This is a genomic window from Shewanella sp. DAU305, assembly GCF_026802235.1.
GTDB classification, from domain to species: Bacteria; Pseudomonadota; Gammaproteobacteria; order Enterobacterales; family Shewanellaceae; genus Shewanella; species Shewanella baltica.
Genome location: NZ_CP113808.1, coordinates 4,467,634 through 4,487,746, shown reverse-complemented (window position 1 = coordinate 4,487,746; position 20,113 = coordinate 4,467,634). Strand labels below are relative to the sequence as shown.

The window sequence follows — 20,113 nt, the reverse complement described above, 5'->3', positions numbered from 1 at the left end:
CGCCTTAAACGGGTTTTGACTTTCTAACGTATCATCGAGCTTAGCTATAATGCGATTTTTCTAATGTTTAAGTTTTTCTTTTAAATTCAGCTAATACTTTACGCTCAATTCAACCACCCAAAGTGAAAACTGCGACTATTCTCAATGGGACGTCCTTTGATATCGGTGTTTGTTGGAGACCCGTTTTATGGTGCAGTTTTTAAAAGATTTACGGATTAAACATAAGATGATCGCCCTCGTTGGGGTGATGTTAGTACTGATCCTGATTTTGTCTGGTTTTAGTCTGCTGAAGATGCAGCGAGTTTCTGAGGAAATCCAAGGCATTGCAAAGGAAAATATTCCATTAGTGAGATTATCAACCGACGTCACTATTAAGCAGCTCGAAAGCTCAGTCATTTTAGAAAAAGCGTTTCGTGCGGCGGACATTGAAGCCGCATCGAGTCAGCCCATTTTAGCGGCGTTTATTGCGGATGTTATTCAGCATAAAGAAGACATTAATAAGGAGTTACTCTCGACTCAGTCTATGCTCAATGTGGCATTAAAAGAGGCTAAAAATCCGCTATTACATGAAAAAACGCAGCAGTTAAATCAAGATATTGGCACGATTATTCAACGTTTTGGTGACTATGAAGCTTTACTTGCTACTGTCATCACAGGTATCCAGCAAAAAGAAGAACCAGCCGCTTTAGCTAAGCGGGTTGAATCCTTAGAGGTTGCGCAAAACGAGTTTAATACTGAGCTAAGTCAGTTCGTTGAGCGGTTAGAGCAAATGACTCAAACCGCGGTTTCTGTGACTGAGGACGAAGAGCTTAGGGCGATTTATGGCTTAACGATTATTTCTATCGTGTCTTTAGTCATAGGCTTATTGATTGGCATCGCTTGCAGTCAATACATGGTCAAATCTATCAATCGGTTACGTAATTCTGCCGCTAAGATGGAACAGGGTAACTTTAACCAAGAGCTGCGCGTCGATTCTAAGGATGAACTGGGCGAACTTACCGTCAGTATGAATCAAATGGCGTGGACCTTAAGTAAAACCGTCGGCCAAGTGATTGCTCGAAGTGAAGAAATTGCCTCTATGGTGACTGAGCTTAATGCGGTTGCCGAAAATAATCGTGAGGCCATGTTGAGGCAGCAGGATAATACCGATCAAGTCGCCGCCTCTATGACCCAAATGGCGGCAACGATCACTGAAGTGGCGAGCAGTGCTGAAACCGCTTCGTACTCAGCGGGACAAGCCGAGCATAAAGTGAAAGAAAGTTGCGAGGTTGTCGATGCGAGCGAAAAAATTTCCAAACAGTTAGTCGCCAGCGCCCAGTATTCGAATCAACTTATTCAACAGGTTCAAGCGAGTACCGGAAAAATCCTCAACTTTGTCTCTGTAGTCGATGCGATAGCGGGGCAGACGAACTTGTTGGCCTTGAATGCATCGATTGAAGCGGCGCGGGCGGGAGATCAAGGACGTGGGTTTGCTGTGGTCGCCGAAGAAGTGCGGGCGCTGGCAACTCGTAGCCAAACCGCCACGCAGGAGATCAGCGATCTTATCCAAACACTCGTGAAAGATGCTAAGTCCTCAGTCGAATCCTTCGCCAATAATGATAAGCAAATCAGTGAATCGTCACTGCTCGTTAATCAAGCCAAGCAGCACCTATTTGAGATTTTAGATGCCTTAACTGAACTGACTCAGGCCAATGCTCAGGTCGCGACCGCAAGCGAGGAGCAAGCCGTCACCGCTGAGGATATCAGTGAGCGTATTAATGAGATTCGAGATTCAGGGGAATTGGTACTTGGCAGCGCCAATGAAACTGCAAAAGCCAGTGAGTCACTGTCTCAGCAGGCCAATTCACTAAGGGAAACCATGCAGCAGTTCAAGGTGCGCGCTGTTTAATTGAAAAATAAAAGCGAAGTCTAGGACTTCGCTTTGGGCTTAATTTATTGTCTTTTACAACTCCAGTTTTTTAGAAGTTATAGGTGACACCTAACATAAAGTTGCGTCCCATCAGTGGGGCGTAATCTTTGAGTAACGAGGTGTGTGGCCGCGCGTCTTGGTCGAGTAGATTTGTGCCTTTGACATAGAACAGCATGTCACCCGCAGAAGTATATAAACGGTAGGTGATGGCGGCATTCACTAGCGCATAGCCTGCTGTTTCGGTTTCATTTTCGGCGGTATCCGTTTGTTTAGCATAGCCAATTGCGCCGACTTCAGCGTGCCATTGTTGTTGGTCAAAGTTTAAGGTCGAACCGATACGCATGGGCGAAATAAGTGGTAAGTTACCACCATCGATCAACTTGCCGCGGGTGTAATCGCTGAACATATCCAATGACCAAGTATCGTTGAACGGGATACTGGCTTGGGCCTCGAGGGAATAAAGCTCTGCATCGCCTTGGGTGTATTGGTAAACCGGTAAATCACCTTCAGCATCGCCGTTGACTATATCAGAGGCGATTAAACCCGTATTTTTCTCGTAATAGAAATTATTGACTCGGTTGTAGGCCATGCTCAATGAGCCTGTCCACGCACCCTCTAATTTGCGCAGGGTTAAGTCGATATTATTGGCGACCTCTTTATCGTTATTGCCACTGTTAGTGATGATTTGACCATTTTCAACGCTGAACTGCGAACCAAGCTCAAAGCTTTGGGTGGCATCGTGGGGACCATAGCTGTAAAGCTCTTCGGCGGTGGCCGAACGTTGGGCGCGGGTGAGCGACAGTCCCAAGTTATAGGCGGGATCGAAGTCCCACACCATACCCGCCGATACGGTGAGATCATTATCGACTAAGTCTTCGGCTTGATAGGTTTGTTCGCCATTTAGCGTGTCTAGCGTCATGCTGTCTGGCGCTAAGCGGTAATGCTCTAAGCGGCCGCCAAGCTCGAAGCGAAAATCTCCGACCTTACGTTCTTGCACGATAAAGGCGGCTAAGGTATCGGTTTTGCTGTCTGGTGTCAGCGCTTCTTCGCCTTCAACGGCAAAATCACGGTGTACAGCATGCAGCCCCATAGTGCCTTGCCACTCACCCCAAGGACGATTGTTAAGGCTTAAGCGCGCTTCACTTTGCTTGTTAAAGAAAGTCGTGCCGGCAACCCCATCTTCTTCCTCAGCATGTTGATAATCGGTATAGCCAGCATCAAAACGCAGTTTACTGAAGCCAGCAAATGGATCTAACAAACCACTGTGCAGCTGCCATGCGGTTTTCTTTAAATCTATGGTGATATCGGGCGCATCGGCTTCGCCGCGGCCGGGAATACCGTAATTCGATTCAGTGCGCGCGCCGGATATGCTGACAAATCCCGTGTCACCCGTATAGCCAACACCTGCGGCATAGTCGTCGAGTTTTTGGTTACTGTTCGCCAGTTTTCCATGGGTTTCGGGCAGATTGGCAATGGCATTTCCCGGAATATCGACATCGTCGGTAATGCGATGGGTGCCATCTACATGCCAATTGAACTGACCATTGCCACCATCGATATCCCCGTTAAAGGTGCGGCCATTGCTGGCCGTGTCGTAGCGAGTGCCAAATTGTCCCGATAACTCATCGACTGGGCTCTCGTGGTAGCGTTTATCCACCACATTGACCACGCCGCCAATGGCGCCGTTCCCGTAAAGCAATGTGCCTGGGCCGCGCAGGATCTCAATTTGCTGCGCCGAGGCGGCTTCTGCTGTTACCGCGTGATCGGCCGATACCGTCGATGCATCACCAACAGACAGGCCATTTTCAAGCACTTGTACTCGAGGACCGCCCATGCCGCGAATGATGGGGCGACTCGCCCCCGCGCCAAAGTGGGAGGCTTGAACGCCGGGCAGTTTTTCTAAGGTGTCACCTAGCGTCGGCTCGATATTGAGCTTGAGTTGATCTTCGGTCAGTACACTAATTGGCGTCGTGCTTTCGAGCGCAGAGCGGGCGAGCGGCGATGCGGTCACGACAATGTTTTCCATCGCCGTTTTCGTCAGTGAAATATCCTGCGTCATGGCGCCAGTGGTTATCTGCAAATCCCTGTCAACATGCTTAAACTCGGCATCGCTAATGTGGAGATGGATATGGCTATTGTCGGCGACAGTTAACAGATACTGGCCCTGAGGATTTGTGCTTGTGCTCGTCCCACCGTCGATGCTGACAAGGGCGCCAGCGATAGGTGCGCCTTGCAGATCGGTCACTTGACCTTGTAATTGAGCGGCCATAACCGGTGAACACACGCCAGCCACTGCTAGCGCTATTGAAGATAGTGCAAGTTTCATTGTGCCTTTCCTTTAGATAAGCAAAAAATAGATTTTTAAATGATTGAATTTGCTTAAAACAGTAAGGGCGGTGCACGCACGTTGAAGTGACGTAACCAAGGTAAACTCGGTTGTTGGTAAGGTTTCTGCGGGATGCTTTCAGCTTGCTGCAATCCCATCGGCGGCATAAGCACAGACGATGGACCTGCATTTTGCTCATGACCAAAATCGCACAGGAAACAGTGGGCATGCTCATGTTCCAAACTGTGTTCAGCAGAATGCGACAGCGCAACCGATTGGATGACAATCAGCCACACGCCGAGCAGTAGCCAAAGCCACTTTCTGTGAGTTGGGGAACTTGAGTGAGTCATTATTCTTCTATGGGTCAGAGTTATCTTAGCGCCGCACCAGTCGTCGATCGCGAGATACAGTTGATCCTAATTTGTGACCCGACCCTACTTGAATTGTCCGTCTTGGGTCTAGTTAACTTTTGTTAACCAAGAATACTTAATCGGTTTCGATGATGGGATGATTTAAGCTATTAACTTGTTTTTATTATTTATTTTAATCATGTCAATTTATGTGGATTGACGAAGATGAAGGTTTTAAGACCCTAGTTACATCCTCAATCGATTCAGCTGATAAGCGTATTGGGCGCGAAGTTTCCCCTCGCTTAGGTTCACTTCCTTGCGCTTTGCTGACTGTACTTGCTATCTGACGATATTATCGTCGCAAAAATGTCACTGCTTGTGCAGTGGCGGATAAAAAGACTAGGGCGTGTTGACGTTTCGAGATTGAATTTTGTTCGCTCTGGCAAGCTCGTGATCGCGAAACGAGGAGTGAAGTGTAGTTATTCTACTCAAATGACGAGTGACAAAGAGCAAGAGCTTGCCAGACGAACCCTTCGGGCAGCGTTTGGCTGGCATTTCTGCCGCGTTATCGCCCGTTTATGTAGAATAACTACACCACACGGGCTTTGCCTTGCATAAAAGCCAGCCAAATCGCTGCAAAAACAACCCTGAAACGTCAACACACCCTAACAAACTGTTGTAATATGTAGCGCTAAATAACGACTAGAAATGTGGATTAAATGGGCATGCGTATTCTTTGGTTTTTTGTGTTAACGCTCAGCATTCTTCCCGGTACCGCTGCGGCATCGGATATTGCTAGCAGTGTCAATGGAGGTTCAAATCGCCTTGCCGACGGCGGTGATTTTGAACTGGGTATGAGTGTTTACGGGGTCAACCAAATTGATGTTCGGCAAACCGATTCCGGCGCTGCGCAATTGTCGCTGTTGGTCAGTGGCATGTATCAGTACAAAGGCATGTTTGTTGAGATGATCCACCAATCTCAGGATGGGGTTAATCTTGGGGTGAATCTTTGGAGTTCAGAGGATTGGTCCTTTGATCTGTTATTGGCGAATTTACAAGGTTCATGGTCACGTCCAGATGTGGACCCCAGCACACTCGATGAAGCTGGCCGCAATGCTTATCTACTATCGGAAGATTCGCTCTATATTGGCGCAGGTTTTCGTGCCACGCGTTACTGGGGCGATAACTACGTTTTCCAGTACAGATTAGTATCTGATTATTATGATGATCAGGGTATTCAGAGTTCCGCCAGATTGGGTAAGTCCTGGCAGGTACGTAATTGGAACTTTCACGTTTTGGGAAGCGTAGGCTACTCATCAGCCACCTTGAATCGTTATCTTTTTGGTGTCAGCAAAGAAGAAGCAACTGAACTCTTTCCCGAATATCACCCGAGCAGTTCTTTTAGCTACTGTAGTGGTCAAGTAAAATTGGCCACGGTTTTAGAGTCATTCCAATATAAACGTTCTGACTCATTTGGCGTTAACCCACCATTATATTGATGGGGTCTGGTCTCACTGTAATATCCAGTGATGTAATTTGTGATCTCTTTATCTGCTTCTGTAAAATTCCCATAACCACTGGCGGGTATCCACTCAGATTTCAAACTTCTAAAGAAACGCTCCATTGGGGCGTTATCCCAACAATTCCCGCGGCGACTCATACTTTGCTCAATTTGAAGACGCCATATTAATTGTCTGAATTTCAAGCTTGTGTAATGCGAACCTTGATCGCTGTGATATATCACATTCTCAGGCTTACCCCTTAACTCAAATGCCATTTTCAAAGCTTTACAGGTCAGCGCACTATCTGGTGATAATGACAAGGCCCATCCAACAGGTTTGCGGGAAAATAAGTCAAGAACAACGGCTAGATAGGCCCAGCGATTACCGACCCAAACATACGTCACGTCGCCACACCACACTTGATCTGGTTGAGTTACTGCAAACTGTCGATTAAGCGTATTGGGGATTGCAACATGCTCTTGTGTCGCTTTCCGATAAGAATGCTTAGGCTGCTGACAGCTTAATAACCTAAGCTTTTTCATTAGATTACGGGCTCGATAACGACTGAGACCAATCCCTTTGTTAGTCACTAATTGCGCTATCGTTCGCGCACCGGCAGAGCCATGACTAATACGATGTGCGGCCTTCACTTCACTGCATAAAATAGTAAAGTCTGCATCAATATGTTCTTTTCTTTTTAGCCAATACTTATAGCTACTTCGATGCACTTTGAATGCATTACAAATTGTGAGAATAGAGTGGCTCTGCTTGAGTGCGCTGATTAGCGTAAATTGTTCATCGAGTCTGACATCAAGAGAGCGGTAGCCTTTTTTAGGATGAGATTGTGCTCCTCAAGACGAGCTATTTGCTTCTTCAGCTCACGGATTTCAATTTGTTCAGGGGTAATCGGAGATGCTTTTGGTGTGCCACCCTGGCGTTCTAGTTTTAACTGTCTCACCCATTTATCCATAGTGGACTTACCTACGTTCATCGCCTTTGCAGCTTCGATGATGCTATGGTTTTTATCGAGGACTAATTGGGCTGCTTCAAGTTTGAATTCAGCACTAAATGTTTTTCTGGTTGTCGATCTCATGTGTTCACCTAAAGTCATCTACGAGGTAATAATATCACCTCTATTTAGGTGGCCAAAATTAGTGTGCCACTACATACGGCATGGAGCTCGGTGTTGCCTATCCGCTGAGTGAGAGTTTTGTGTTTCGGGCCATGTATCGCTTCAATGTATTATCCCAAGAAGTGACCGATAGTCCCTTTAATCAAGCCGGATATGCATCGTTTTTTAATGCCTCTATCAGCTATGTGTTTTAGGGGCGTGGGCATGAAGCGATTTTATTTATGGTTAGTGTTACTGAACGCGCCTTTTTTTGCTTGGGGTCAGGACGATTCGGTGATTTTTACTGCGACTCCAGAGCGCTGCATTGCGCTCCATAAAGGGCAAACTTGCTATCAAGATGTGTTGTTTCGATGGCAAACACCGACGAGCGGCGAGTATTGCCTCATACTGACTGACCGCCAGCACCAGCTAATCTGCTGGAGCGGCAAAGCCATGCAAGAATACCAATATAGTTTTGAAGGCGATAAAACGGCGACCTTTAGTCTGATCCGTAATGATGATGTGCAACCACTGGCGCAGGTCAAAGTGGTGGTGACTTGGGTTTATAAGGCCCCTAAACAGAGTCAGTCAGGTTGGAGGTTATTCTAATATGTCAGTTGAAAAGCACATCTTAGTGGTCGAAGACGATATCTCGCTGGCAGAGTGGATCAGTGACTATTTACTGGACCACGGTTACGAAGTCACGGTTGCCAGCCAAGGCGATTTTGCCTTAGAGATGATCGCCGAAGAGATACCTGACTTAGTGCTACTCGACGTGATGTTACCCGTTAAGAATGGTTTCGATGTCTGTAAGGAAGCGAGGGCATTTTATGCTGGGCCTATTCTATTTATGACGGCTTGTGTTGAGGATGGGGATGAGATCCGCGGATTAGATGTCGGGGCAGATGATTACCTGACTAAGCCGATCCGGCCACAGGTGTTGTTAGCGCGGATAAAAGCCCTGTTACGCCGCGTGGGTGATGAGGAGCAAAAACAGCAATTAGTATTTGATTCGCTGGTACTCAATGCGACGGCAAAATCGGTCACTATCGATAAACAGCCGCTGGATTTGAATGCCAATGAGTTCGATGTGTTGTGGCTGCTGGCATTGAAGGCGGGCACGATAGTGAGTCGTAATGAACTGGTGGCTCAGCTTCGAGGCATTGAATACGATGGCCTAGATCGTTCAGTTGATATTCGCATATCGCGTTTACGCAAGAAATTGCAGGAAGCGTTAAGCCAGCCCTATAAAGTGAAAACCATCCGTGGCAAGGGATACCTTTTTTGCCGCGACGAGGGTGAGCAAGCTTTATGAAGAAGTTGATGACTTCTCTGGTGTTGGTGGTGCTGGTGGCCATTGCGAGCCTAGGCTGGTCGATAAGCGAGTTTGCCAGTCTGCTAGATCATGATAATGACACGCAAACCCCAGCCACTCATCTCGCCGCATTAAAACTACTGGGCGGCACACTGGCGCAAACGCTCGATAACGATAGCGTTAACAATCAAAGTTTTATCGCAAACTGGAACCAGCTAAATTCAGAGCAATTGTCTTTAGCGAGTGAAGCCGATTTCGTCTTACCCTCAGCCCTAAAAACCGCGTTTTATGCCGGGGAATCACTCCTGCTGGAGTCCGATGACGGCATCTCCTTACATTATTTACTGCCAAAAACGGGGCAGGTATTGAACATTAACACCGATATCGTCACGCCCACCGATGTCAGCTTTGACTTGAATAAGCTGTATACCATGCTTTTTTATGGCGGCGTGGTGCTGATTTTGTTGGTGTGGGTGTCGCCCTTGATCCGTCAACTGGTTAATCTCAGTAAGGCGACCCAAGCGTTTGGTATGGGGGAGTTGCAGCAGAGAATTCCTGTTAGAAAAACGTCGTACATAGGCACTATTGAAAGCGAATTCAACCGCATGGCTGATCGTATTCAGCAATTGATCGATGACAACAAACTGCTCAGTCGGGCTGTTTCTCACGATTTAAAAACCCCGATCGCACGGCTAAGATTTGGCATTGAGGCGCTGGAAGAAACCCAAAGCGAACAGCTTAGAGTGAAGTATTTCCAGCGCTTGAACCGCGATCTAGACACGATGGAAGACTTGGTGATGACGCTGCTGAGTTATGCCCGCCTCGATGAAGCGAATATCCAGCCCGATTGGCAGTCGATTGAACTCAATGCTTGGCTACTCGAAAAGTATCAAGGTCAAGTGTACCCCGATTTTTCGGTTGAACTGGTTTCCTATCCCACAGCGCTCAAGATCAAGACAGACCCTAAGTACTTATCAATGCAGGTGAATAATTTGCTTAATAATGCGCTGCGTTTTGGTAAGGCAAAGATTCGGCTGACGTTGGCAGTCGAGGAGGGCGCGACCTGGTTACACGTTGACGATGACGGTCCAGGCATAGATGAACTGGAGTCTGCGCAGGTGATTAAGCCTTTTGTGCGTGGTCAGCACAGTCGTGGAAATTCCGGTCATGGCATGGGATTGGCGATTGTCGACAGAATCGGTTGTTGGATGAATGCCCCATTACGTATTGGACGCTCCCCTGAGCTCGGTGGCGCTCGCATGTCACTAAAATTCAAGGCTGAAATTTAACGCTGAGTTTAAGGCTGAAGTTTCGGACTGGAGATTTATACCGGAATTTAAGGCTGAATTTTAAAGCGGAGTTTAAGGCAAGAGTTTAAGACTGGGTTTTAACGTTGGAGGGCAGAGTTGTTTTCATCGGGTGCGTAACGCTGCATAAACATCAGAAAAGGCGAGCAATGTCACGATGTAGCGATAAAACAGCACCAGCCTAGGAGCTAGGCTGGTGCACGTTTGATTCGCAATTAACCTTTCACATCGACATTGTTAAGTATGTAATCCGTGTCGTAGATACGTGAGTTCGTATTTTCTGGTTTGCTATGTAAACCTGTGACTTCGACCATGACAGAAGTTTCTTGATTCATCGTCGAACTCCCCCACAAAATATCGTTACTGCTGTTCTTTCCTACCCCAAATTGGCCCACTGCGTCACGATCGGTTTGTTCGCGAGTGAAAGTGAAGTAGCTATAACCAGCCTGTTTGCATAACTCAGCCGATTTACGCATGACGTACTTTCGGGCCAATGCGCGGTCAGTGTTGGTATTGCCAACAAAGCTAATCTGCCAGCTATCGGGTGCAATCTGTGCGGTTTCAAAGCCTTTACCGAAAGACCAAAATTGTTTTTCGGTATCGTATGAAGTGGCGCAAGCTGAAAGCATCAGGGCTAATCCAGCACATAAAAACGTTTTTTTGATCGATGTCATGGTCTTGTCTCGTCAGGTTAGTTAGAAGCTATAGCTCACGCCAAGAGTAGTAACCCACTGGTTGCTACTGTCGATTAGCGGAGAGTCAGCCATGTTGGCAGCTATGTGCGAGTAACCAGTGGCTTGAGTAATGTCTAAATGCTTAGTGACTGGAATAACCAAAGCGTAACCTAGCTTATATGCGAAGGTGCCGTCGGCTTGATAAGCAGGGCGCTGCGCCGTTGCTTCAGATGACGTCACACCAGTGTAGTAGTTTGCGAAGTCTTTACTGAAATAGTGCACACCCGCATAAGGCACCAGATCCCCAAAGCCCAGATTTATTGGATGGTAGTAGGTGATATCTGCTTGAAAACCATCATAAACATTTGTCACATCGTGTTGGAATTTGGTTGATAACGTGCCTGTGCCTAAATGAATGTCGGCGTTTAAACCCAGATCGCCACTGAATTTGCGATCCTTCATGCCCGTTAAAATATCGGCGTCATTGGCATCAAAGCCTGGATTGGCAACCACAAAAATGCTGAAGTTAACGGCACTGTCGTTGGTGCCTAAAAAGCGGTAGTTGATACCGGACAGATCGGCGTTGAAGTCCTCTCCGTGGTAGCCGCCATTGAGGTAGATACCTGTCTGGTGATCTTGACCCTTATAAAACTGACTGCCAGTAGCAACACCTGCGCCAGCAAAGAACTGATCTTGATGACTATAGATATTACCGTTACGAATGTAGGTATTGCTTTCAGCAAGCGCGTGGCTCGACATCAAAACACTTGTGATTACAAAGCAAAGTTTTTTCATTTTTTGATCCTTAAGACATCTGTCTAGTGACTGTGGCGCCACTATATTTCAGTTCTTAACAGGACTCTGTATCCGAATGTAACCTGAAGCATTTTGCCGGAGGACCGTCGAAGGGTATCGGGCTGAGTATGCTGCTGCGAGTTTAACGAGGGTAATACGATAGCTTTGTGCTTGGTCAGTGTAAGAGAGTTTGGGGTAGAGGGTTTGCCGTTAACCTAAAGCGAGGTGCGACAAGGAGGCGGTATTTAGAATGGGAAAGTGGCGTTGAGCTGAATGAAATCAATAGCATCAGGTGTATTAGCCTGATGCTATTGGTAATTCAAACGATTCGCCGGCTAAGCCTAGGGGCTAAGATTCCTATGGTTAGGCTAAGGGCAAGGTAATCTGAATTTATCGGACAGTTCGTTTAATCGCACTAATAACTCAGGCGATAGTGTGACTTTCAGGCTGTCGATGTTTTCTTTCAGTTGATACAAGTCGGTGGCGCCTATGATATTGGAGCCGACAAACTGACGTGAGTTAACAAAGGCTAACGCCATTTGCGCTGGCGTGAGTTTGAACTCGTGGGCTAAATCGACGTAGGCTTGCGTGGCCTCCAGTGCCATTTGCGAACCTGTGTAACGGGCGAAACGCTTAAACAAGGTCAGGCGTGCACCTTCAGGCCATTGGTCGTTGCAGTATTTGCCGGTTAAGGCGCCAAAGGCCAGTGGTGAGTAAGCAAGCAGCGGCAGGTTTTCGCGGTGGCTGATTTCGCTCATGCCGACTTCGAAGCTGCGATTGAGCAAGTTATAAGGGTTTTGCACACTCACAATACGCGGCAGACCATGTTTTTCGGCGAGTTGCAGGTACTTCATCAAGCCCCAAGGTGTTTCGTTCGACACACCGATATAGCGCACTTTACCTTGGCGAATGACTTCGGCGAGGGCTTCAAGGGTTTCGAGGATCGGGGTTTGATGTTCTTGATCCTGTTGATCGTAAAACAGTTCACCAAAGAAGTTGGTATTTCGGTCGGGCCAATGGATTTGATAAAGATCGATAGTGTCGATTTGGAGGCGTGCTAAGGAGGCATCGACCGCTTGGTGGATATTGTTCCAGTCCAGCGCCATATTCTTGCGAATATAATCACTCTTACCACCCGGTGCGGCAATTTTAGTGGCAATCACTAGGTCATCACGGTTGCCGTGTGCCTTGATATATTGCCCCAGAATACGCTCGGTTTCCCCTTGGGTTTCGGGCTTAGGTGGGACGGGATACATTTCCGCCGTATCGATAAAGTTGATGCCATTTCCTATGGCGTAGTCCAGCTGCGCAAATGCTTCGGCTTGGGTATTTTGTTCGCCCCAAGTCATAGTGCCCAAACAGATTTTGCTGACCTCGAGATTAGAATGCGGTATGCGTCTGTATTCCATCTATTTCTCCTACGAAAACTCTCTTAGTTTGAGGCTACCAAGCTTTTGCTGTAAAGCAAAGGTTAAACCATAGGTTGAAATGTTAGTGCGCTAAAAATAGCCAGCCCGCTAAACGGTATTGCGCCCTGTTGAGGCATGCCATTGGTTGAAGTTTGTTCTCTGAGTCGCGCTTTTAACGGTTTTATCGCTTTGCTGCACTGTGATGGGGATTTTGGCTTATTTTTGTAAACCTTAGGTATGACTAAATCAGTAATAACGTATTTATGAATAAATTGTTATAAAACTACATTTATAGATCGCTGCGAGTTTGGAAGTGAACCTATGTCACAAAACGGCGTAAATTTACGTATCTAACTTACGAATTTGCGGCGGAATGTGACGCCAATATCGGAAACTGGGTTAACAAATCTCTACCCTGAATTTATCTAAAAATTTTTCATGGTTGATATTTGTGATGGCAGATTTTTCAAACCAAATTGTAACGATCAAAAAAGGCCTCGACTTGCCGATTGCTGGCGAGCCGCGACAGGTCATTGAACTCGGTGCTAAGCCATCCCAAGTGGCTGTTCTGGGTGAAGAATTCGTTGGGCTTAAGCCGACGATGTTGGTCGAAGAGGGTGATTGGGTTCAAAAGGGCCAAGCCCTGTTTGAAGACAAAAAAACACCGGGCGTGTTATTCACTGCACCCGCTAGTGGCCAAGTCGTGGCGATTAACCGCGGCGAGCGCCGAATTCTACAATCGGTTGTCATTCGTTGTGATGACGGCGAAAACCGCGATGGACAGATTTCCTTCGAAATCCATCAAGACATCGCCGCTTTAGCAAGGTCAACCGTTCAGGCGCAATTAGTGAAAAGCGGTCTATGGACTGCACTGCGTACGCGGCCTTTCTCGCGCGTGCCTGCGCTCGATAGCACGCCCGCAGGGATTTTTGTTACCGCAATTGATACTAATCCACTGGCCGCCGATCCGCGTTTAATCATCGCCGAGCAAACCGAAGCTTTTAAAGCTGGCTTGCTGGTGTTGAGCCGCTTAACCGAAGGTAAGGTTTACCTGTGTCAGGATAAGGGCGAAGCGATTGTGAAAGAAGCATTACCACAACTTGAGGTGCGCCGATTTGACGGTGTTCATCCAGCTGGTTTAGTCGGCACTCATATTCACTTTACTTTACCTGTGAGTTTAGAGCGTCAGGTATGGCATATCGGCTATCAAGACGTGATTGCCTACGGCAAGTTATTCCAAACCGGTGAGTTATATACCGACCGCATCGTCGCCTTAGGTGGCCCGAGCGTGCTAAATCCGCGTTTACTGCGCACTCAGTTGGGCGCCGAGTTAAGTCCCTTAGTCAGTGATGACATCAAACCCGGCCAAAACCGCGTGGTATCGGGCTCTGTGTTATCTGGCCATACGGCGGTTGGTGTGCATGACTTTTTAGGTAGATTCCACAACCAAGTGTCAGTGCTGAGCGAAGATGCGCAGCACCATGTACTTTCTTGGGTACGGGGTGGCTCGGATAAATTCTCTATTACCCGCGCAGTGACATCACGTTTGTTTGGTGCCACTAAGCTGTTCGAATTCACTACCCATCAGGGCGGTTCAGCCCGCGCCATGATGGCCTTTGGTCAGCTAGATCGCGTGATGCCACTGGATATTTTACCCACCTTGCTCGTTCGAGACTTAGTGGTGCGTGATACCGATGAGGCGCAGGCCTTAGGTGCATTGGAGTTAGATGAAGAAGATCTGGCACTGTGTACTTTTGTGTGTCCCGGCAAATATGACTTTGGTAAAGAATTACGTGCCTGTCTAGATGTTATCGAGAGGGAAGGTTAATGACTAAGCAAGTTAAAAAACCTGATTTACAGCAAGCTACTGATTTACAGGAAGAATACTACGCAACGGGTAAGTCGATGAAGGGCTTTTTGCGTTCACTCGTCATTGCCAGTGGCCACAGCACTAAGGGTAAAGTGCATGTGCGTGACGCGATTGACGTGAAACGTACCATGACGCTAGTCGGTTTGTGTTTACTGCCCGCCATTTTATTCGGTCTATATAACATTGGCCTACAGGCACAACTTGCGCTTGCGGGCGACTTATCGACCCCAGATATTTGGAAGTTAGAAATCTTTAATACCCTGTTTGGCGGCCTTAGCCAAGACACTGGGATATTAGGTTTATTCCTCTATGGCCTTAGTTTTTATCTGCCGATTTACCTGACAGCGCTGCTCACCAGTTTGTTCTGGGAAGTGGTATTTGCGAGGGTTCGCGGCCAAGAGTTGCACGAAGGTTTCTTCGTGACGGCGCTGCTGTTTACCTTAATCTTGCCAGTATCGACCCCGCTATGGCTGGTGGCCATGGGGATTTCCTTCGGTGTGGTTGTGGCTAAAGAGCTGTTTGGCGGCATGGGATATAACTTCCTTAACCCTGCGCTGGCGGGCTTGGCTTTTATCTACTTCGCCTATCCCTCTGAAGTTGCAACCATTAAACAGCTGGTTGCCGTTGATGGTTTCTCTGGTGCGACTGCACTGGCACAAACCGCAGCGGGCAAGCTGAGCTTTGCCGATTACTCTTGGTTTAGCGCCTTTAGCGACCCTAATTGGTGGAACAACTTTTTTGGCTTCACCGTGGGCGCAATTGGTGAAACCAGCACCTTAGCGATTTTAATCGGCGGTTCATTACTGCTGATCAGCCGCTTAGCCGACTGGCGCATTGTGCTCGGTGTGCTGCTGGGCATGATTGCGACTGCAACGCTGTGTAATTACATCGGTTCTAGCAGCAATGACATGATGGCAATGCCGTGGACTTGGCATCTAGTCACTGGCGGTTTTGCATTGGCGATGATGTTTATGGCCACCGATCCTGTGACCACTTCCTACACTCGCCAAGGCAAGTTTGCCTACGGTGCCTTGATTGGTTTTATGACAGTGCTTATCCGTGTCGCTAACCCCAAAATGCCTGAGGGCGTGATGTTAGCCATTCTGTTCGCTAACCTTTGGGCGCCGCTGTTCGATTATCTGGTGGCCCGCGCCAACATCAAACGGAGATTAAAACGTCATGGTCTTTAAGAAAGATACTGTGGTGGGGACCATGATCTTCACCATCACGCTCTGCCTCCTGTGCTCGTTTATGATCACAGGCACAGCAGGCATATTGAAAGAACGTAAAGTCGCCAAAAAACGTGACGAAGTGAAGCGTTATGTGTTGATGGCAGCCGATGTGAACTTAGGTCAGGAATCTGATTTTAGAGAGATTTTCGCTAAATCGGTTAAGCCATTATTGATCAACCTAGACACAGGTAAGGTGGACTCAGACGCTAACGTGCTCGATTTCGATGAGCGTATGGCGGCGATTAATCCTGAGACCTCTAGCGCCCCTAAAAAGGACATCGCCAAGATTAAAACCCGTGCTAACGATGCCCGCGTATTTAAAGTGCTCGATGCCAACGGCAAGTTAGACAGTGTGGTTGTGCCTTTCTACGGTAAAGGTCTGTGGTCGATGATCTACGGCTATGTGGCGGTTGAACCCGATTTCAACACCATTAAAGGGCTAGTGGTGTACGAGCACGGTGAAACCCCAGGTATCGGTGACTTTGTGACGGATCCCCATTGGTTATCGCTGTGGAAGGGTAAGCAATTATTTGATGAAAAAGGCAAATTTGCTATGCGCCTCGTTAAAGGCGGCGCTAAAGAAGGCGATGTCCACGGTGTCGATGCTGTGAGTGGCGCGACCATGACAGGCCGCGGCGTGCAGCGCGCAATGGAGTTTTGGTTTGGGGTTGAGGGTTTTCAAACCTTCTTCAACCAGCTGAAAGCGTCGGCCGCGCAGGGTGAATTGCAAGGTGAGTTGGGAGAGGCAAAATGAGCAACACTTTATCCATGCGTGACATGTTAACGGGGCCAGTGTTTGCCAATAACCCCGTCGCGATGCAAGTGCTGGGCGTATGTTCGGCGCTGGCGGTCAGTAACTCAATGCAAACCGCTGTGGTGATGACGCTCGCAGTGACCTTTGTGTTGGTGTTTTCCAACCTAATTATATCTGCCATCCGTAACTTTATCCCGACCAGTGTGCGCATTATCGCGCAGATGACGGTTATCGCCTCCTTGGTGATTATCGTCGACATGGTACTGCAGGATGTGGCTTATGAGTTATCTAAGCAACTTTCTGTATTCGTTGGGTTAATTATTACTAACTGTATCATCATGGGCCGCGCAGAAGCCTTCGCCATGAAGTATCCACCGCATTTAGCTGTGGTCGATGCGCTCGGTAATGCGACAGGTTATGGCTTGATTTTGATCAGCGTTGCCTTTGTACGCGAGCTGTTAGGGACAGGTAATTTATTCGGTCATAGCGTGTTCACCACCATTGAAAACGGCGGCTGGTACTTGCCAAACGAGATGTTCAAGTTACCACCTAGCGCCTTCTTCCTGATTGGTGTGTTGATCTGGACTATCAATGTGATCCAGCGGAAACGGGGTTAAGGAGCAGATATGGAACACTATATAAATCTATTTTTGCAGGCCACTTTTATCGACAACATGGCGCTGTCGTTCTTCTTGGGCATGTGTACTTTCTTGGCCGTGTCTAAAAAGGTGTCAACCGCCTTTGGTCTAGGTGTCGCTGTGATTGTGGTGATGACCTTAGCCGTGCCGTTAAACCAGATCATTTACGTCAAAGTGCTCGCACCTGGCGCACTGTCTTGGGCGGGATTACCCGGTATCGATTTAAGTTACCTGCAACTGATCACTTTCATTGGTGTGATTGCGGCGTTAGTGCAAATCCTTGAAATGTTTTTGGATAAGTACATTCCTAGCCTGTATGACTCCCTTGGGATCTTCTTACCTTTGCTCACAGTGAACTGCGCGATTTTTGCAGGGGTGATCTTTATGGCGAACCGTGATTACAACTTCGGTGAGTCAGTGGTGTTTGCGATGGGCTCGGGTCTTGGTTGGGCGGTGGCGATTGTACTGCTGGCGGGACTGCGCGAAAGAATGAAATTCAACGCGATTCCCGAAGGCTTACAAGGTATTGGTATCACCTTTATTACTACAGGCTTGATGGCGCTGGGCTTTATGTCTTTCTCAGGGATCTCGCTGTAACGCTACAGTAGGCGAGCCAAGAATTGAGAAAGTGAAACCAGATTCTTTTTAGAAAAGAGCTAGAAAAGGGTAATACGATGGAAATGGCAATTGGCATAGGCATGTTCACGCTAGTGGTCTGTCTATTGGTGATAGTGATTCTAATCGCCAAAAAGCAATTAGTGGCTACGGGTGAAGTGACAATCAGCATCAACGAAGATGCCGAAAAAAGCATTCAAGTTGCCGCGGGTGACAAGTTACTCGGCGCTTTGGCGAGTCAGAGTATTTTTATTCCGTCAGCCTGTGGTGGTGGCGGAACCTGCGGTCAGTGCCGAGTGAAAATCAAAGCGGGCGGCGGTGACATTCTGCCGACTGAAATGGGCCATATCACCAAGAAAGAGGCTAAAGAAGGGTGTCGTCTCGCCTGCCAAGTCTCAGTGAAAACCGATATGGAACTTGAGCTCGACGAAGAAATCTTTGGGGTGAAGAAGTGGCAATGTCTGGTGATCTCTAACGATAACAAGGCGACTTTTATCAAGGAGTTATTGCTTGAGTTACCCGCAGGTGAAGATGTTCGCTTTAAAGCGGGGGGTTATATTCAAATTGAAGCGCCAGCCCATGTGGTGAAATACGCTGACTTTGATATTCCTGAAAAATACCGTGGCGATTGGGACAAATACGGCCTGTTTGATATAGTCTCGACCGTCAACGAAGAAGTGTTGCGCGCTTACTCTATGGCCAACTATCCCGATGAAAAGGGTCGCATTATGCTGAACGTGCGGATTGCGACGCCGCCATCGGCCAATGTGCCAGCGGGTAAGATGTCATCTTACATCTTCAACCTGAAAGCGGGCGATACAGTGACGATTTCTGGGCCATTCGGTGAGTTCTTTGTGAAGGAAACCGATGCGGAAATGGTGTTTATCGGCGGCGGTGCGGGCATGGCACCTATGCGTTCACACATTTTCGATCAGCTTAAGAGTAAGAAAACCACACGTAAAATGAGCTTCTGGTACGGCGCACGTTCGACCCGTGAAGTGTTTTACCAAGCGGATTTCGATGCACTAGCGGCCGAGAATGACAACTTCGTTTGGCATGTGGCGTTATCTGAGCCATTGCCTGAGGATAATTGGACTGGCTACACTGGCTTTATTCATAATGTGATTTATGAGAATTATCTTAAAAATCATAAGGCACCAGAAGATTGCGAGTACTACATGTGTGGTCCTCCAATCATGAACTCTTCAGTGATTAAGATGCTCGAAAGCCTAGGCGTTGAGCCAGAAAACATCCTACTAGATGACTTTGGCGATTAGCCATTAAACTTAAGCTAGAGCTTAATCAGAGTTTCAATCAGCGGTTAAAGCTTGAAACTCATAACTCGCGTTAAGGCAACTTAACGCGAGTTTTGTTTTTGAGGGGCTTGGAGTATTAGAGGAGGAAAGCCTTAAATCGAACGCAAGTCGCTTTAGGATTAAAGTTAGCTAGGACTACTGAGCTATTTCGTACATTTCAGATTAATATTTGTATGGGGTAAAGTTTGTCATGAGCGCTGCCGAACGGGTTGAATGGTTAGGCATCTATGATCTCTACATGATGGTCCAATTGAGAAAACCTGCTCCACCATTTTTTACTCTTCCAGCAAATGTTTCTGCACAGGATTCCTGCGGTGATTCAAAACCAATCTCTTGCCCACTGCTATCCATTATTTGCATTCCGCATCCAAGTGCTCCGTCATCAACGGCAAATTGAACGCTATATTTCTCACCTGAGCGTGGGACGAACGAGGCTGTAAAGCTGCATTGACGATTCTGTGCCATCCGAGCTTCACCATACAAGATCGCAAATGTCATCTGCGATTCAGCCGCGACTCTTATCGGCCCTAGCTTCTCGATGGCATTCGTAAATTGCTTTGATTCAATTGATAATCCGAGTTGAGAAGGTGCGCAGTTTATGTCTTGGTACGCGAACACTTCGTATCCCTGTATCGTGGTGTTCTTCGATTCTGAACGAAGATCCAGCATCATCGTCGCAAATGGTGCTCCAATAGGAACGCTATATGTTGAAGCGCATCCGACGACAAATACTGAAGCAATGGCTAAAAAAAGAGACTTCAAATTAACTCCTTAAGAGATCTAATGCCCAAATGAATTTAAAATCGAGCCACTATAAAACAATAACATAAAGCTCTTTCGCTTGGACTTCAATCTACAGTGTCTAAGGTCGACTTAAAGGGAGTCATGATCAGTGGCTGAATGGTGCAGAAAATAGAGCTAATTTGTACAAAAATAGCGTATTTAGGACATGTTAATACTATCCATTATGTAAATGGGTATTGGTAGGGG

The 20,113-nt window shown here is 47.4% G+C and carries 17 protein-coding genes and 2 pseudogenes; 12 read left to right on the top strand and 7 right to left on the bottom strand.

Annotated elements, in window-relative coordinates; genetic code table 11:
- Positions 1-187: 187 nt before the first annotated feature.
- Positions 188-1,888, top strand: coding sequence for a methyl-accepting chemotaxis protein (locus OX890_RS19040; protein ID WP_071938538.1), 1,701 nt, complete (start codon positions 188-190; stop codon positions 1,886-1,888).
- A gap of 70 nt (positions 1,889-1,958) precedes the next feature.
- Here the strand turns inward: OX890_RS19040 and OX890_RS19035 are convergent, their stop codons facing one another.
- Positions 1,959-4,235: a TonB-dependent receptor gene (locus OX890_RS19035; RefSeq protein ID WP_268649741.1), complete on the bottom strand. Its 2,277-nt coding sequence runs from the start codon at positions 4,233-4,235 to the stop codon at positions 1,959-1,961.
- A 53-nt stretch (positions 4,236-4,288) separates the two neighbouring features.
- Complete coding sequence (locus OX890_RS19030; protein ID WP_012197631.1) at positions 4,289-4,585, bottom strand: hypothetical protein; 297 nt, start codon at positions 4,583-4,585, stop codon at positions 4,289-4,291.
- A gap of 725 nt (positions 4,586-5,310) precedes the next feature.
- Between OX890_RS19030 and OX890_RS19025 the strand changes: the two are divergent.
- Positions 5,311-5,998: pseudogene (locus OX890_RS19025) on the top strand (MipA/OmpV family protein); the annotation flags it as partial.
- A 4-nt stretch (positions 5,999-6,002) separates the two neighbouring features.
- Here OX890_RS19025 and OX890_RS19020 read toward each other — a convergent pair.
- Positions 6,003-7,180 (bottom strand): IS3-like element ISSba5 family transposase gene (locus OX890_RS19020; protein ID WP_268649739.1). Its coding sequence is split into 2 segments (ribosomal slippage): positions 6,003-6,922 and positions 6,922-7,180, totalling 1,179 coding nucleotides; the frame shifts between segments, so codons are not numbered across the junction.
- Between the two features lie 71 nt (positions 7,181-7,251).
- Between OX890_RS19020 and OX890_RS19015 the strand changes: the two are divergent.
- The 4 genes and pseudogenes from OX890_RS19015 to OX890_RS19000 form a co-directional block, all read left to right on the top strand.
- A pseudogene (locus OX890_RS19015) lies at positions 7,252-7,413 on the top strand (MipA/OmpV family protein); the annotation flags it as partial.
- A 10-nt stretch (positions 7,414-7,423) separates the two neighbouring features.
- Positions 7,424-7,807 carry a DUF3019 domain-containing protein gene (locus OX890_RS19010; protein WP_006080305.1) on the top strand — a complete coding sequence of 128 codons (384 nt, stop codon included), beginning with the start codon at positions 7,424-7,426 and terminating at the stop codon, positions 7,805-7,807.
- Between the two features lies 1 nt (position 7,808).
- On the top strand, positions 7,809-8,513 hold the full coding sequence (locus tag OX890_RS19005) for a response regulator transcription factor (protein WP_006080306.1): 705 nt from the start codon (positions 7,809-7,811) through the stop codon (positions 8,511-8,513).
- Complete coding sequence (locus OX890_RS19000; protein ID WP_268649738.1) at positions 8,510-9,802, top strand: ATP-binding protein; 1,293 nt, start codon at positions 8,510-8,512, stop codon at positions 9,800-9,802. The genes OX890_RS19005 and OX890_RS19000 overlap by 4 nt, the downstream gene beginning before the upstream one ends.
- Positions 9,803-10,035: 233 nt before the next feature.
- Here OX890_RS19000 and OX890_RS18995 read toward each other — a convergent pair whose 3' ends face one another.
- From OX890_RS18995 to OX890_RS18985, 3 genes are all read right to left on the bottom strand, one after another.
- Entirely contained in the window at positions 10,036-10,494 is a 459-nt protein-coding gene (locus tag OX890_RS18995) for a CC0125/CC1285 family lipoprotein (RefSeq protein WP_006080308.1), read from the bottom strand.
- A 21-nt stretch (positions 10,495-10,515) separates the two neighbouring features.
- The gene (gene ompV, locus OX890_RS18990) at positions 10,516-11,289 is read right to left on the bottom strand and encodes an outer membrane protein OmpV (RefSeq protein ID WP_012090121.1); all 774 of its coding nucleotides are present in this window, start codon (positions 11,287-11,289) and stop codon (positions 10,516-10,518) included.
- 368 nt (positions 11,290-11,657) lie between these two features.
- Positions 11,658-12,698 carry an NADP(H)-dependent aldo-keto reductase gene (locus OX890_RS18985; RefSeq protein ID WP_259522530.1) on the bottom strand — a complete coding sequence of 347 codons (1,041 nt, stop codon included), beginning with the start codon at positions 12,696-12,698 and terminating at the stop codon, positions 11,658-11,660.
- 454 nt (positions 12,699-13,152) lie between these two features.
- On the opposite strand from OX890_RS18985, the gene OX890_RS18980 reads away from it, so the two are divergent.
- The 6 genes from OX890_RS18980 to nqrF all read left to right on the top strand — a co-directional run bounded on the left by OX890_RS18980 (position 13,153) and on the right by nqrF (position 19,084).
- Positions 13,153-14,526 (top strand): Na(+)-translocating NADH-quinone reductase subunit A, encoded by a 1,374-nt coding sequence (locus OX890_RS18980; protein WP_011845864.1) that lies wholly within the window; start codon positions 13,153-13,155, stop codon positions 14,524-14,526.
- Complete coding sequence (locus OX890_RS18975; RefSeq protein ID WP_268649737.1) at positions 14,526-15,758, top strand: NADH:ubiquinone reductase (Na(+)-transporting) subunit B; 1,233 nt, start codon at positions 14,526-14,528, stop codon at positions 15,756-15,758. The genes OX890_RS18980 and OX890_RS18975 overlap by 1 nt, the downstream gene beginning before the upstream one ends.
- Positions 15,748-16,554 carry a Na(+)-translocating NADH-quinone reductase subunit C gene (locus OX890_RS18970; protein ID WP_268649736.1) on the top strand — a complete coding sequence of 269 codons (807 nt, stop codon included), beginning with the start codon at positions 15,748-15,750 and terminating at the stop codon, positions 16,552-16,554. The genes OX890_RS18975 and OX890_RS18970 overlap by 11 nt, the downstream gene beginning before the upstream one ends.
- On the top strand, positions 16,551-17,171 hold the full coding sequence (locus OX890_RS18965; RefSeq protein ID WP_006080314.1) for an NADH:ubiquinone reductase (Na(+)-transporting) subunit D: 621 nt from the start codon (positions 16,551-16,553) through the stop codon (positions 17,169-17,171). Before OX890_RS18970 ends, OX890_RS18965 begins: the two co-directional genes overlap by 4 nt.
- 9 nt (positions 17,172-17,180) lie before the next feature.
- The gene (gene nqrE / locus OX890_RS18960; protein WP_006080315.1) at positions 17,181-17,789 is read left to right on the top strand and encodes an NADH:ubiquinone reductase (Na(+)-transporting) subunit E; all 609 of its coding nucleotides are present in this window, start codon (positions 17,181-17,183) and stop codon (positions 17,787-17,789) included.
- 77 nt (positions 17,790-17,866) lie between these two features.
- A complete protein-coding gene (nqrF, locus tag OX890_RS18955; protein WP_126492686.1) occupies positions 17,867-19,084 on the top strand; it encodes an NADH:ubiquinone reductase (Na(+)-transporting) subunit F in 1,218 nt (405 codons plus the stop codon).
- A gap of 273 nt (positions 19,085-19,357) precedes the next feature.
- Here the strand turns inward: nqrF and OX890_RS18950 are convergent, their stop codons facing one another.
- Positions 19,358-19,885: a hypothetical protein gene (locus OX890_RS18950; protein WP_126492685.1), complete on the bottom strand. Its 528-nt coding sequence runs from the start codon at positions 19,883-19,885 to the stop codon at positions 19,358-19,360.
- Positions 19,886-20,113 lie beyond the last annotated feature (228 nt).